General features: G+C 39.3%; 9 protein-coding genes. 7 read left to right on the top strand and 2 right to left on the bottom strand.

Translation table 11 applies throughout. From position 1 onward, the window contains the following. Positions 1-7: 7 nt before the first annotated feature. Positions 8-658 carry a rhomboid family intramembrane serine protease gene (locus tag KIV10_RS13345; protein ID WP_214114565.1) on the bottom strand — a complete coding sequence of 217 codons (651 nt, stop codon included), beginning with the start codon at positions 656-658 and terminating at the stop codon, positions 8-10. A 145-nt stretch (positions 659-803) separates the two neighbouring features. On the opposite strand from KIV10_RS13345, the gene KIV10_RS13340 reads away from it, so the two are divergent. Next, positions 804-1,679, top strand: coding sequence for a lysophospholipid acyltransferase family protein (locus KIV10_RS13340; protein WP_214114563.1), 876 nt, complete (start codon positions 804-806; stop codon positions 1,677-1,679). On the opposite strand, the gene glmM is transcribed toward KIV10_RS13340, so the two are convergent. Further along, the gene (gene glmM / locus KIV10_RS13335) at positions 1,680-3,068 is read right to left on the bottom strand and encodes a phosphoglucosamine mutase (RefSeq protein ID WP_214114561.1); all 1,389 of its coding nucleotides are present in this window, start codon (positions 3,066-3,068) and stop codon (positions 1,680-1,682) included. Positions 3,069-3,140: 72 nt separating this feature from the next. Between glmM and KIV10_RS13330 the strand changes: the two genes are divergently transcribed. The 6 genes from KIV10_RS13330 to KIV10_RS13305 all read left to right on the top strand — a co-directional run bounded on the left by KIV10_RS13330 (position 3,141) and on the right by KIV10_RS13305 (position 13,306). After that, positions 3,141-3,725, top strand: coding sequence for an acyl carrier protein phosphodiesterase (locus KIV10_RS13330; protein WP_214114559.1), 585 nt, complete (start codon positions 3,141-3,143; stop codon positions 3,723-3,725). Further along, positions 3,722-5,443 carry a gamma-glutamyltransferase gene (ggt, locus tag KIV10_RS13325; RefSeq protein WP_214114557.1) on the top strand — a complete coding sequence of 574 codons (1,722 nt, stop codon included), beginning with the start codon at positions 3,722-3,724 and terminating at the stop codon, positions 5,441-5,443. Before KIV10_RS13330 ends, ggt begins: the two co-directional genes overlap by 4 nt. Positions 5,444-5,650: 207 nt before the next feature. Beyond that, positions 5,651-6,652, top strand: a complete 1,002-nt coding sequence (locus KIV10_RS13320; protein ID WP_214114555.1) for a hypothetical protein — start codon at positions 5,651-5,653, stop codon at positions 6,650-6,652. 106 nt (positions 6,653-6,758) lie between these two features. Continuing rightward, complete coding sequence (gene uvrA / locus KIV10_RS13315; protein ID WP_214114553.1) at positions 6,759-9,593, top strand: excinuclease ABC subunit UvrA; 2,835 nt, start codon at positions 6,759-6,761, stop codon at positions 9,591-9,593. A 152-nt stretch (positions 9,594-9,745) separates the two neighbouring features. Continuing rightward, positions 9,746-10,435: an LOG family protein gene (locus tag KIV10_RS13310; protein WP_214114551.1), complete on the top strand. Its 690-nt coding sequence runs from the start codon at positions 9,746-9,748 to the stop codon at positions 10,433-10,435. 111 nt (positions 10,436-10,546) lie between these two features. Beyond that, a complete protein-coding gene (locus tag KIV10_RS13305) occupies positions 10,547-13,306 on the top strand; it encodes a gluzincin family metallopeptidase (RefSeq protein ID WP_214114549.1) in 2,760 nt (919 codons plus the stop codon). Positions 13,307-13,352: the final 46 nt, after the last annotated feature.

The following is a 13,352-nucleotide window of genomic DNA, read 5'->3' as shown; positions in this document are numbered from 1 at the left end:
TATTTAGTTAAATGTATCCAAGTTTATGCATCACGAAAAGGATTATAAGCGGTATGGCCAAAAGTGCTACAATCCACCAGTTTGTTTCCAATAAATATGGTGCAAAAAGAAGCGTAAGCGCATAACCGCCAATGGCGCCACCAATATGTGCGTCGTGGCCAATGTTTCCCAACCTTTTTTTCATGCCGTAGATGGAATACAACAAATATGCCATCCCAAAAACCCAAGCCGGTATTGCGATTGGTATGAAAAATAAATACAGCCCCATATCAGGGTAAAATAAAATCGCTGAATATAAAATTCCCATTACCGCACCGCTAGCACCAACCGCACTGTATTGATATTCATCTTTATGGAAATAAAATGACAACAGATTACCCAAAATCAAGCTCACTACATAAATAATCACAAAACGCGTTACACCAACTTCATTAATTACCACATTTGCAAAGAAAAATAGGGTAAGCATGTTAAATAAAAGGTGTGACATATCGGCGTGCAGAAACCCAGCACTTACCATACGCACTTGCTCGCCACGCCTAATTCCGCCAATATTGAATTTGTATTTTTCAAAAAACGAAAAATCGTTAAATCCTTTCAAGGAAATAATAACATTCGCCGAAATAATTATAATAGTGGCAATATGGATGTTGTTCATCATACTAAGTTGAAAATGTTTGCAACGCAAAATTAGAAATGAAAAACGTAAAACGGATAATTTACCATTTTTTTAGCGTTAATTATTACAGGTGAAGTCCAAGATTAAAACTTCAATTTAAGTAGTTTTGTATCAAAATTTCTTAATGCAGAGATTGCTCTACATATTGGTTTACCCAATGCTTTGGCTTATTTCACTTTTGCCTTTGCGCATTCTTCAGATAAAATCCACCCTGCTTTTTTATTTGGTTTATTACGTAATCGGTTATCGAAAAAACGTGGTGAATGAAAATCTGGCGCTCGTTTTCCCAAATATGCCAAAAGCAGACCGCAAAAGAATCGCGGAGAAATTTTACCGCCATTTGTGCGACATTATTTTTGAAACTATTAAAAGTATAAGCATTTCTGAAGCGGAAATAAAAAGTAGATTTCATTTTGAAAACCTCCATATTCTTGAAGAATATTACCAAAAAGACCGAAACATTCTTTTAATGTGCGGCCATTACGCCAGTTGGGAATGGAGTGGGATTCTCAATAAAATGATGCCCTACAAAGGTTTTGCAGTCTATAAGAAATTGGACAATAGATATTTTGATAAACTTGTGAAGAAAATCCGTGGACGGTTTGGCGCCACCATCGTTTCAAACCGGAAAATAGTTCCACTTTTATTCCGAAGAAGTAAAAAAGGAGAAAAATCACTGACCTTGATCCTTTCTGACCAAACTCCGAAAATGGGTGCCTTCAAGCATCGCGATACATTTATGGGAATTGACGTTCCCGTATTTACCGGAACTGAGGAACTTGCAAAAAAACTGGATTTTTCAGCAATGTATCTTCACGTTGAAAAAATAAAACGCGGCTATTACACCGCGCGTTTTATTCCTTTGGCTGAAAAACCAAAAGATTTTCCAGATTTTGAAATTACCCGAAAATTTTTGAATGAAATTGAGAAGCAAATCCACCACCAACCGGAATTTTATCTTTGGTCTCATAAACGCTGGAAACTTAGAAATCAAAATTGATCAAAGTCCCGCCATTTCCTCAATTTCCGAAATAAATTTATCTGCCAAGGTATCAGCCTCTTCCTGCGATTTTGCTTCGGTGTAAATTCTAATAATGGGTTCCGTGTTTGATTTTCTTAAATGAACCCAATTTTCAGCAAAATCTATTTTCACACCATCAATGGTAGAAATTTCTTCCGAAGCATATTTCGACTCCATTTTCTTCAAAAGAGAATCCACATCTAGTTGCGGCGTGAGTTCAATCTTCTTTTTGCTCATAAAATAGGAAGTATATTTCTTCCGCAATTGACTGACCGATATTTTTTCATCAGCTAAAAAAGTCAAGAACAATGCAATCCCCACCAGACTGTCGCGGCCATAATGAAGCTCTGGGTAAATAATTCCACCATTGCCTTCACCACCAATTACCGCCTTCGTTTCTTTCATTTTTTCAACCACATTAACCTCTCCTACCGCGCTCGCCGTGTATTTTCCGCCGTGGTTTTCAGTAATGTCACGCAGCGCACGTGAGGATGACATATTTGAAACCGTATTGCCCGTTTTGTTTTTCAAAACATAATCGGCAACTGCAACCAGCGTATATTCTTCGCCAAACATTTCGCCATTTTCATCAACAAAAGCAAGTCTGTCTACATCTGGGTCCACCACGATCCCGAAATCCGCTTGTTCATCCACCACCATTTTCATTAAATCGCCCAAGTGTTCCTTCAAAGGTTCCGGATTGTGGGGAAAATTACCATTTGGCGTGCAATGTAACTTTATAGTTTCTACTCCCATAGCCTTTAAAAGCAAGGGAACCGTAATACCACCCGTTGAATTGACAGCATCCACAACCACTTTCAATTTTGCATTTTTAACCAGCTCCTCATCCACAAGTTCCAGATTCAAAATTTCATCTATATGCAGATCAATGTAAGCATCGTTTTTTGTGATTTCCCCGAGATTATCAACATCCGCAAATTCAAGCGATCCGTTTTCAGCTATATCCAAAATTTCCTGTCCTGCTTCCGCATTTAAAAATTCGCCTTTGTTGTTTAGCAATTTCAGTGCATTCCATTGTTTCGGGTTATGGCTTGCGGTAAGGATAATCCCGCCGTCCGCGTGCTCCATCGCCACGGCCATTTCAACCGTGGGCGTTGTGGAAAGATCCACATCAATAATATCGATTCCCATTCCCACAAGCGTGTTCATGACAAGTTGCTGTATCATTTCACCTGAAATACGCGCATCACGGCCCACAACAACTTTGTAACGGTCCTTGTTTCGTTGCTTTTTTATCCAGCTACCGTATGCGGCTGCGTATTTTACAGCATCTATGGGAGTCAAATTATCGCTTTGGGTGCCGCCAATGGTACCGCGTATTCCTGAAATAGATTTAATCAATGTCATTTTCTGAAAAATTTTTGGCAAAGATACCTTTTTAAAACAGATTTCTTTCTGCCTATTTTGTAAATTGTGGAGATGAATTTTTTAGCCCACATCTACCTTTCCGGCCCCGAAGAAGACGTAATTATAGGTAACTTTATAGCCGATGGCATCAAGGGAAGCCGTTTTGAAAAATTTCCACCATCCGTTGCAAAGGGCATTTTACTGCACCGTGAAATTGATACGTTTACAGACAGTCATGAAATTGTGAGGCAAAGCACGGCAAGGCTTCACAAAAATTATGGCCATTACAGCGGGGTAATCGTGGATATTCTGTATGATCACTTTTTGGCTAAAAACTGGAACAAATACAGCAAAATACCTTTGGATATTTATGTAGAAAATTTTTATGAATTGCTTCGCAAGAATTTTACGGAACTCCCTCCCAGAATCCAAAAAATGATGCCGTACATGATTGCCGACAATTGGCTGCTAAGCTATGCATCAATTGAAGGAATTGGTCAAATATTGGCGCAAATGAACGTGCGCACAAAGGGTGTCGCAAAAATGAATCTCGCGGTAAATGAACTCAACCAATTTTATAAAGAATTTGAAAATGAATTCACCCTTTTCTTTGACGAATTGATTCTTTTTTCAAATAAAAAGTTGCAGGAATTATGAAATATTTCTTGCAAATCCTTTTTCTTTCAGTGCTAGTGCTTTCATCTTGCAAAAAGATTTCAGAAGAAAAAATAGTTGAAGCTGAAACATTTGTAACTGAAGCTGCTCCCATTACGGCTGAAAATGCGATGGTCGTTTCCGCCCGTACTGAGGCTTCAAAAATAGGAACTGAAATTCTACAAAAAGGTGGCAACGCCTTTGACGCAATGATTGCCACGGAACTTGCGCTCGCCGTTTGTTATCCGTACGCCGGCTCGCTGGGTGGCGGTGGTTTTATGGTTTACCGAACGCAATATGGCGAAATAGGTGCGCTGGATTACCGTGAAAAAGCACCACTCGCTGCATCGCGGAATATGTATTTGGACAAAAACGGAAACTTTCAACCAGAAAAAAGTACGCGAGGAGGTCTGGCCGTTGGCGTTCCCGCAAATTTGGCCGGACTTTTTGCCGTGCACGAAAAATTTGGTTCCCTGCCTATAGAAATACTTTTGGAACCCGTAATTCAGCTGGCAACAAAGGGTTTTGCCGTCACGCAAATGCAGGCCGAGCGGTTCAGAGAATTTCGGGAGGAATTTCTTACATATAATGACGGTGAATTTCTATTTACAGAAAATTTTCAGGTTGGAGATACTTTAAAAAATCCCGCATTGGCAAATACATTAATCCGAATTTCAAAAAATGGCAGACGTGAATTCTATGGCGGGGAAACGGGCAAAAAGTTAGTGGATTTTTTAAAATCCAAAGGCGGTATTATCACTTTAAAAGATTTGGAAAATTACGAAGCCCAGTGGCGGGAACCCATTGTTTTCAGTTATAAAGATCTTCGTATTATTTCTATGTCGCCGCCATCGAGCGGCGGAATTTGCCTTGCCCAGATACTAAAAATGATTGAACCCTACCCTATTTCAAGTTTTGGGCATAATTCTATTGAATATATCCAACTTTTAGCTGAAGCTGAAAAACGTGCATATGCGGACCGAAGCAACTATTTGGGAGATCCAGATTTTGTTGAAATACCAACAGATTCATTACTTTCGGAAGAATATCTACTTCGGCGAATGATGAACTTTTCATTTGAAAAAGCAACCCCTTCCGAAGAAATTTCTCCCGGAAAAATTGAAGGGTACGAAAGTTCTGAAACTACACATTATAGTATCGTGGACCAATTTGGAAATGCAGTTTCTGCAACCATTACATTGAATTCTGAATATGGTTCAAAATTATATGCGAAGGAATTGGGCTTTTTTTTAAACAATGAAATGGACGATTTCAGCGCAAAGCCAGGCGTTCCAAATGTGTACGGACTTACGGGTGGCGAGGCAAATTCCATCGCTCCTGCAAAAAGAATGCTGAGCGCCATGACGCCAACAATTGTTGAGAAGAACGGAGAATTATATATGGTTGTGGGCACTCCCGGCGGCGCCACGATTATTACATCCGTACTGCAAACAATTTTAAATGTTTACGAATTTGATATGAATATGCAGCAGGCCGTCAAAGCACCACGCTTTCATCATCAATGGCTTCCCGATGCCATTAGGTACGAAAAAAATAGATTTGATCCGTCCTTGATTGATGCTTTGAAAGACAAAGGATACCCCGAAAATAAAGCTGCTGATCCCATTATTGGCAAGGTGGATGCCATTCTTATTCTTGCTAATGGCCAACTTCAGGCTGGCGCAGATCCACGCGGGGATGACACTGCTGCTGGGTTTTAAGCTAAATTAAGTTAAAAGGTTTCTTAGCGAAATAGTTACGCATTACATCGAAAGTGCTTGGAAATGACCTATAAAATAGATTAGATTTGGTCATTATCAATTTTGCCCCTAATTGGTTTTTCACATAGTGGCTTTAAATATATTTGCTGAACGGCAAGCAAAGATTTTCTTCAGAAAAAAAATCTGAAAGATCTTTGGATAAAGTTTATGAGCAACAAATCCATTTCAAAATATTACACTTTTTTCTCCGTAGCAACGAGCGCAATCATTTGCGTGGTGCTTTTCATCTTATTTTGGCAAAGTGTAGAAAATATTGCTGGGTTCGGTGAAAACATTAGGCAAAGCACAACAATTTTTATATACATCAGTACTTTTTTTGTTGCCATTTTTATGGTTTTTCTTGCCTTTGGAATTCTTAAAGTCAAAGACCAAAAACCGAAAGGAAATAATGTGACTGATGCCACCAAGAAAATGCATAAATTCAGAAATATTGCGGCCATTTTGGTGAATTCAAATATTTGGATGCCGGGGCTCAGAGAATATATTGAAGAAGATTTTCCCACGCTTACATTTTTTGACGTGAAGGAATTTTATAAGGCGAAAAGCAAAAAAGCTATTTCATTTTTACAGGAAACACACCATTTCAATGAAACCGAAAATCTTTATTTGGAACTGAAATCCTTATTAATGAATTCAGATAAGGAATACAAAAAGACTGAAACCGTTACGTATCCTTTAGCCTACGATAATAATTTGGTTTCAAAATGGATAGAGCATAAAACTGGAGAGGGTTTGGCTTACGTTTTTGGCTATAAATTTGGACTTTATAAGGATTCGCTTCAACTTGAATCCGTTACAAAAAGAAATCAGGAAAAAATATTGAAATTGGCGCGCGATATTGATTATTCCTTATTCGAAAAATCTTCTTTCAATGAAGTTTTTTTCGCAAAGCTCTGGGAAAACTTAACCAATGAGGTTTTACCTGCGCTCTACATTTTCCCTTCGGTAGATTGTCAAAAATTACCAAGAATATTTTCATATTTCTATTACCTCTTCTTGATGCTTTTATGCCTTGGAATCTTGCTTCCTTTGCTAAGCATTCTTTTTCAATTTTCGGTTTATGTTTTAATCGTTGATTACTCTTTGGTAATTAGCTTGTTTGTCTTCATTTTATTGACGTTTCGCAGAAATTTACTCTACGAAAAATAATATCTTCAAAAACAACAGTTCAAGTTTCAGCCATAAATTAAAAATTAACATCAACGGAATACGGTCACCCCTGAATTTCCCATTCAATTGAGTACCTTTGCAAACTATGGAAAAAAATGAAGATTTTATTGAGGTTCTGGGCGCGCGGGTGCACAATTTAAAGAACATTGATGTACGCATTCCAAGGGAAAAATTGGTGGTAATTACAGGACTCTCCGGCAGCGGAAAATCTTCATTGGCTTTTGATACCATTTATGCCGAAGGCCAGCGCCGATACATTGAGACTTTTTCGGCATACGCAAGACAATTTTTGGGAAGTCTCGAGCGACCGGATGTTGATAAAATTGATGGACTCTCGCCAGTTATCGCCATTGAGCAAAAAACAACCAGCAAAAGTCCGCGCTCCACGGTAGGTACCATCACTGAAATTTATGATTTTCTCCGTCTATTTTACGCCAGAGCTAGTGACGCCTACAGTTACAACACGGGCGAAAAAATGGTAAGCTACAGTGACGAACAGATAAAGCAGCTTATTCTCGAGGATTTCAATGATAAAAAAGTGAGTATCCTCGCCCCTATTGTTCGCAGTAGAAAAGGGCATTACCGCGAGCTTTTTGAGCAAATTGCAAAGCAGGGATTTTTAAAAGTGCGGGTAGATGGTGAGGTTCGGGATATTGTGAAGGGAATGAAGATTGACCGCTACAAAACCCACGATATAGAGATTGTAATTGATCGGTTGAAAATTTCTGATGAAAGCGATAACAATAAACGTTTAAGTGAAACCATAAATACGGCAATGTACCACGGCGAGGACGTGCTGATGGTTTTGGACAACGACACCAATGAAATTAGATACTTCAGTCGTTCCTTGATGTGCCCCACATCTGGCATTTCATACCCCAATCCGGAGCCGAATAATTTCTCGTTCAATTCGCCTAAGGGAATGTGCCCCAATTGTAAAGGTTTGGGGAAATTGTACGAAGTGAATTTGAACAAACTTGTGCCAAATCCAAAACTTTCCATAAAACAAGGGGCTCTGGCTCCCCACGGCACGCAAAAGCAAAATTGGGTCTTCAAGCAATTGGAATTGATTGCGGAGCGGTACCAATTCAAGTTAACTGACCCTTTTGAAAGCATTCCGAAGGAGGCCAAAGACGTAATTTTTTTCGGAGGAAATGAAAAATTTGACATTGCCTCAAAAGCACTTGGCATTACCCGAAGCTATAAAATTGATTTTGAAGGCGTTGCCACTTTTATTCAGAATACATTTGAAGCAAATGAATCTACTTCGCTTAAGCGCTGGGCAAAGGAGTATATGGATAAAATCCCGTGCCCGGAGTGCAATGGAACGCGATTGAGAAAGGAATCGCTTTACTTCAAAGTAAACGGGAAAAACATTGCGGAACTCGCCAATATGGACGTTGTGGAGCTTGCGGATTGGTTTAAAAATCTGGAAAAAGACCTATCGGAAACCCAAATAAAAATTGCTTCAGAAATTATAAAAGAAGTGCGCACGCGCCTTCAGTTTTTGGTAGATGTAGGGCTTACCTATCTGGCTTTAGACAGGAGTTCAAAATCACTTTCTGGCGGCGAGGCGCAAAGGATTCGACTGGCAACGCAAATAGGTTCGCAGCTTGTTGGCGTTCTTTATATTTTGGACGAACCCAGTATTGGTCTGCACCAGCGGGATAACGAACGCTTGATTTATTCCCTGAAGCAATTGAAGGAAATAGGGAATTCAGTAATTGTTGTAGAACACGATAAAGATATGATTGAAAGTGCGGATTATGTGATAGATATTGGACCGGCCGCGGGAAAATACGGTGGCGAAATTGTTTCACAAGGCACTCCAAAAGAAATAGAAACGCATAAAACACTGACTGCGGACTACCTTAACGGAAGAAAGCAAATTGAAATTCCAAAAAAACGGCGCGAGGGAAATGGAAAAACGTTGAAACTTTCTGGCGCAAGCGGGAATAATTTGAAGAATATTTCGGTGGAATTCCCTTTGGGAAAAATGATTGGCGTGACCGGGGTTTCCGGAAGCGGAAAATCTACGTTGATCAATGAAACGCTTTATCCTATTTTGAATGCCCATTTTTTCAATGGCGTGAAAAAGCCGATGCCGTACAAAAAAATTGAAGGCCTAAAAAATATTGATAAAGTAATAGATATAAACCAGTCGCCCATTGGTCGCACGCCACGAAGCAATCCTGCCACATATACGGGCGTTTTTTCTGAAATACGAAATCTTTTTGCCAAAACTCCGGAATCTTTAATCCGTGGTTACAAACCCGGCCGTTTTAGCTTCAATGTTTCTGGTGGACGCTGTGAAACCTGCAAGGGCGCGGGGCTTCGGGTTATTGAAATGAATTTTTTACCAGATGTGTATGTGGAATGTGAAACCTGCCAAGGCAAACGCTTCAATCGGGAAACGCTGGAAATTAGATATAAAGGCAAATCAATTTACGATGTCTTGGCGATGACCATAAATGAATCTTGTGATTTTTTTGAAAATATTCCAAAGATTTACAGAAAAGTAAAGACCATCCAGGATGTGGGTCTGGGCTATATAACATTGGGCCAGCAATCCACAACGCTTTCTGGCGGTGAGGCGCAACGTATAAAGTTGGCAACCGAACTTTCAAAAAGGGATACCGGAAATACCTTCTATATTCTTGATGAACCCACAACGGGGCTTCATTTTGAAGATATTCGCGTATTGATGTTGGTTCTCAATAAGTTAGTTGAAAAAGGAAATACGGTGCTTATTATAGAACACAATCTCGATGTAATAAAAACCGTTGATTATGTAATTGATATTGGGCCAGATGGCGGTAAAAAAGGTGGAAAGATAATGGCACTGGGAACACCCGAGGAAATAGCGGAAAGCAAAAAAAGCTTTACCGCACGTTTCCTCAAAAAAGAATTACATTCGTGACCGAGCAATTGGCAATTGGCAATTAGCAATTAGCAATTAGCAATTAGCAATTAGCAATTAGCAATTAGCAATTAGCAAAATTTAAATTTTTTTACTGAGAACCGAAAACTGAGAACTGAAAACTGAATACTGAATACTGAATACTGAATTTAATGAGAAACGAACAATCACCAAAAAACTGGAACGAAGTTAAAACCAACGATTCTTGGGCGATTTTTAAAATAATGGGCGAATTTGTAAACGGTTATGAAAAAATGAGCCGCATTGGCCCTTGCGTATCCATTTTTGGATCTGCGCGCACCAAGCCCGATCACAAATACTACATCCTTGCCGAAAATATTGCAAAAAAAATCACGGAAAATGGCTACGGCGTAATTACCGGTGGTGGCCCCGGAATTATGGAAGCAGGTAACAAAGGTGCGCATTTGGCTGGAGGAACTTCGGTGGGCTTGAATATTACCTTGCCTTTTGAACAGCACGATAATCCGTACATTGACAGCGATAAAAGCATAGATTTTGATTACTTTTTTGTTCGGAAGGTTATGTTCGTTAAATATTCGCAGGGGTTTGTGGTTATGCCCGGAGGTTTTGGGACGCTCGATGAATTTTTTGAGGCACTAACATTGATTCAAACACATAAAATCGATAAATTCCCAATCATTTTGGTGGGTACGGAATTTTGGGGCGGACTGTTTACGTGGATCAAAACAACACTTTTGGAAGCGAATAACAACGTGAGCGCGGAAGATTTAGATCTCGTGCATTTAGTTGATACTGAGGACGAAGTGCTCGATATTCTAAACGAATTCTATAACGAATATAACTTGAGCCCCAATTTCTAAATTTTCATTTCCGAAAATTTTTTGCCATCCAAAAAATTGATTCTTGGATTAACTTTGCACACCATTAGAAAATTTTTACACATCCTAATTCTCATTTTCGCCTGTAATGCGATGGCGCAAAATACTATTTCCATTAACGCCACTTTGGATACTTCGGAAAATACACTTTTTATTGAGCAAAAAATTTCATTTAAAAATTCTTCAGATGATTCTTTAAATGAAATTTATCTTTCGGACTGGGCAAACAGTTTTTCCTCAAAAACGACTCCGCTCGCTACCCGTTTTGCTGAAAATTTTGACAGTTCATTTCATTTTGAAAAAGACAGCGATCGCGGCCGCACCACAATAAATACCATTTTTGATGAAATGGCCCAACCCTTGGAATGGCAACGCGGCAATGAAGTCGATATTCTGAAAATTATTCTCGAAAAACCTTTGATGCCCGGTGAAATATTCACTTTCAATTTAAAATACAATGTGAAGATTCCCGATGATAAATTTACGCGTTACGGCGTAGATAGAAACGGGAATTATAAGCTTCGCTATTGGTACATCTCACCAGCGGTCTATGATGGCGAATGGCAAATTTACAGCAATAAAAATACGGACGATCTATATGTAACACCTTCGGAATTTGAGATTACGCTGAAACTCCCTTCCCAATTTACGGTCACTTCAGATTTGGATGTGGTTTCTGAAAATTTTTCAAATGATACTAAATCAGTCGTTTTGAATGGGGTTGATAGAATGCAGGCAACGCTTTATTTGGATAAAAATTCAAATTTTGAAACTATCGAGACCGACAAATTCAGTGTTGTAACAAACGTGGACAACAGCCGTGTAAATGCGCCTGTGCAAGCACTTATGATTGATAGGGTTGCACATTTTCTTGATGAAAATTTAGGCCCCTACCCTTTTGAAAAAATGGTTGTCAGTGATACGGATTACCGCACAAACCCTGTGTACGGGCTTAACCTGTTGCCAAGTTTTATTAGCCCTTTCCCGGATGGATTTGAGTATGAAATGTCGCAGCTTAAAACGATGTCGCGGAATTATATTGACAATACACTAATCCTAAATCCACGGAAGGATTATTGGCTTCAGGACGCGCTACAGATTTATTTGATGATGGAATATGTAGATACATTCTATCCAAAAATGAAGGTCATAGGAAACCTAAGCAATTGGTGGGTAATTCGGTGGGCGCATGCATCAGATTTAGAGTTCAACGATCAGTATCCCATACTTTATTTGAATATGTCCCGCAACAATATTCAGCAGGCACTTACTACGCCGAAGGATTCCTTGCTGAAGTATAATATGAATATTGCGAACGGTTATTATGGCGGAAGCGGCCTCACCTATCTTGAGGATTATCTGGGTGGCGATGTTCTCAAAAAAAGTATCAGGCAATTTTATGCTGAAAATAGATTGCAACCTTCAACAATTTCAAGGTTTGAAGAAATTCTTTCAGAAAATACGCAGCTTCCGGTAAATTGGTTTTTTGAGGACTATGCCGGCAAACGGACGCCTATCGATTTCAAAATAAAGAAAGTGAAAAAAATTGGCGATTCGCTTCAAGTGACCGTCCGAAACAGAAAAAATACGGAGCTTCCAGTCTCGCTGTACGGCCTCAATGATGACGATGTTGTTTTTAAAAAGTGGCTAAGGCCTGTGGACAGTGTTTCCACGGTTATGGTTCCTGCAGAAAATGTTCGGAAACTAGCGCTTAATTATGAAGGTAAAATAACCGAATTCAACCGAAGAAATAATTACAAAGCCGTGAAGGGGTTGCTGGACCGGCCCATACAATTCCGCCTGTTGCAAGACGTGGAAGATCCGGCGTACAACCAATTTTTCTTTATGCCCATTTTTGAATATAATTTGTATGATGGTGTTTCGGCCGGGATTAAATTGTATAACAAAACGGTTCTCCCGAAAGGAATTAACTACAAACTCGAGCCACAATTTGGCTTCCGAAGCAAAACCCTAGTGGGAAGTGGCGGAATAAGCTACACGCAGCAAGTAAACCAAGGAGAGCTTTTTGCGATGCGCTATGGATTTTCGGGGAGCTATTATAGTTATGATACCAATTTGTTTTACAGGAGGCTGGTTCCATATATGACGTTTGCTTTTAGGAACAACGACCTTCGCGATAATGAAAAGCAATACATTAATCTTCGGAATATTAATGTTTACAGGGATGACAACCCGAATGATCCGGACCAAGAACCCAATTACAGCGTTTTCAATCTTCAATATGTGTATTCAAATCCCAATTTAATAAACTATTTCCGTGGGGTTGTAGATTATGAGATTTCTTCAAAATTCAGCAAGGTTTCTCTAGATTTTGAATACCGAAAATTGTTTTTGAGCAATCGCCAACTCAATCTCCGTTTCTTCGGCGGACTTTTTCTATTTAACGATACACCAGATGATGAGGATTTTTTCAGTTTTGCGCTTGATAGACCTACCGATTATCTTTTTGATTACAATTATTACGGTCGAAGTGAGGACACCGGACTTTTTAGCCAACAATTAATCATTGCGGAAGGTGGTTTTAAATCGCAGCTAGAGCCCGCCTTCGCAAATAATTGGATTGCCACGGTAAATGCCAGCACCAATATTTGGAAATGGATATATGCCTACGCTGATGCCGGCTTGGTGCACAACTCAGGGCGCGGCACAAATGCGGTTTTTGACAGTGGCGTGCGCATAAGCTTAGTTGCCGATTATTTTGAATTGTACTTTCCCGTATATTCCAATTTAGGCTTTGAGCCAAATTTGCCAAATTATGATCAAAAAGTAAGATTTATTGTCACCATCAGTCCGCAGACGCTTCTTGGATTGTTTACTCGACGATGGTATTGATTTTAATTATTAAGAAATAAATAGTGAATAAAATAGATAATTCACA

The organism is Aequorivita echinoideorum (assembly GCF_018476645.1).
Lineage (GTDB): Bacteria > Bacteroidota > Bacteroidia > Flavobacteriales > Flavobacteriaceae > Aequorivita > Aequorivita echinoideorum.
Note: the sequence above shows the minus strand (reverse complement) of the source record. Positions and strands in the feature narration are given on the sequence as shown.

Excerpts from the sequence above, each read along its gene's own strand:
- KIV10_RS13345 (WP_214114565.1), bottom strand. The coding sequence starts at position 658 with ATGAACAACATCCATATTGCCACTATTATAATTATTTCGGCGAATGTT.
- KIV10_RS13340 (WP_214114563.1), top strand. The coding sequence starts at position 804 with ATGCAGAGATTGCTCTACATATTGGTTTACCCAATGCTTTGGCTTATT.
- glmM (WP_214114561.1), bottom strand. The coding sequence starts at position 3,068 with ATGACATTGATTAAATCTATTTCAGGAATACGCGGTACCATTGGCGGC.
- KIV10_RS13330 (WP_214114559.1), top strand. The coding sequence starts at position 3,141 with ATGAATTTTTTAGCCCACATCTACCTTTCCGGCCCCGAAGAAGACGTA.
- ggt (WP_214114557.1), top strand. The coding sequence starts at position 3,722 with ATGAAATATTTCTTGCAAATCCTTTTTCTTTCAGTGCTAGTGCTTTCA.
- KIV10_RS13320 (WP_214114555.1), top strand. The coding sequence starts at position 5,651 with ATGAGCAACAAATCCATTTCAAAATATTACACTTTTTTCTCCGTAGCA.
- uvrA (WP_214114553.1), top strand. The coding sequence starts at position 6,759 with ATGGAAAAAAATGAAGATTTTATTGAGGTTCTGGGCGCGCGGGTGCAC.
- KIV10_RS13310 (WP_214114551.1), top strand. The coding sequence starts at position 9,746 with ATGAGAAACGAACAATCACCAAAAAACTGGAACGAAGTTAAAACCAAC.
- KIV10_RS13305 (WP_214114549.1), top strand. The coding sequence starts at position 10,547 with ATGGCGCAAAATACTATTTCCATTAACGCCACTTTGGATACTTCGGAA.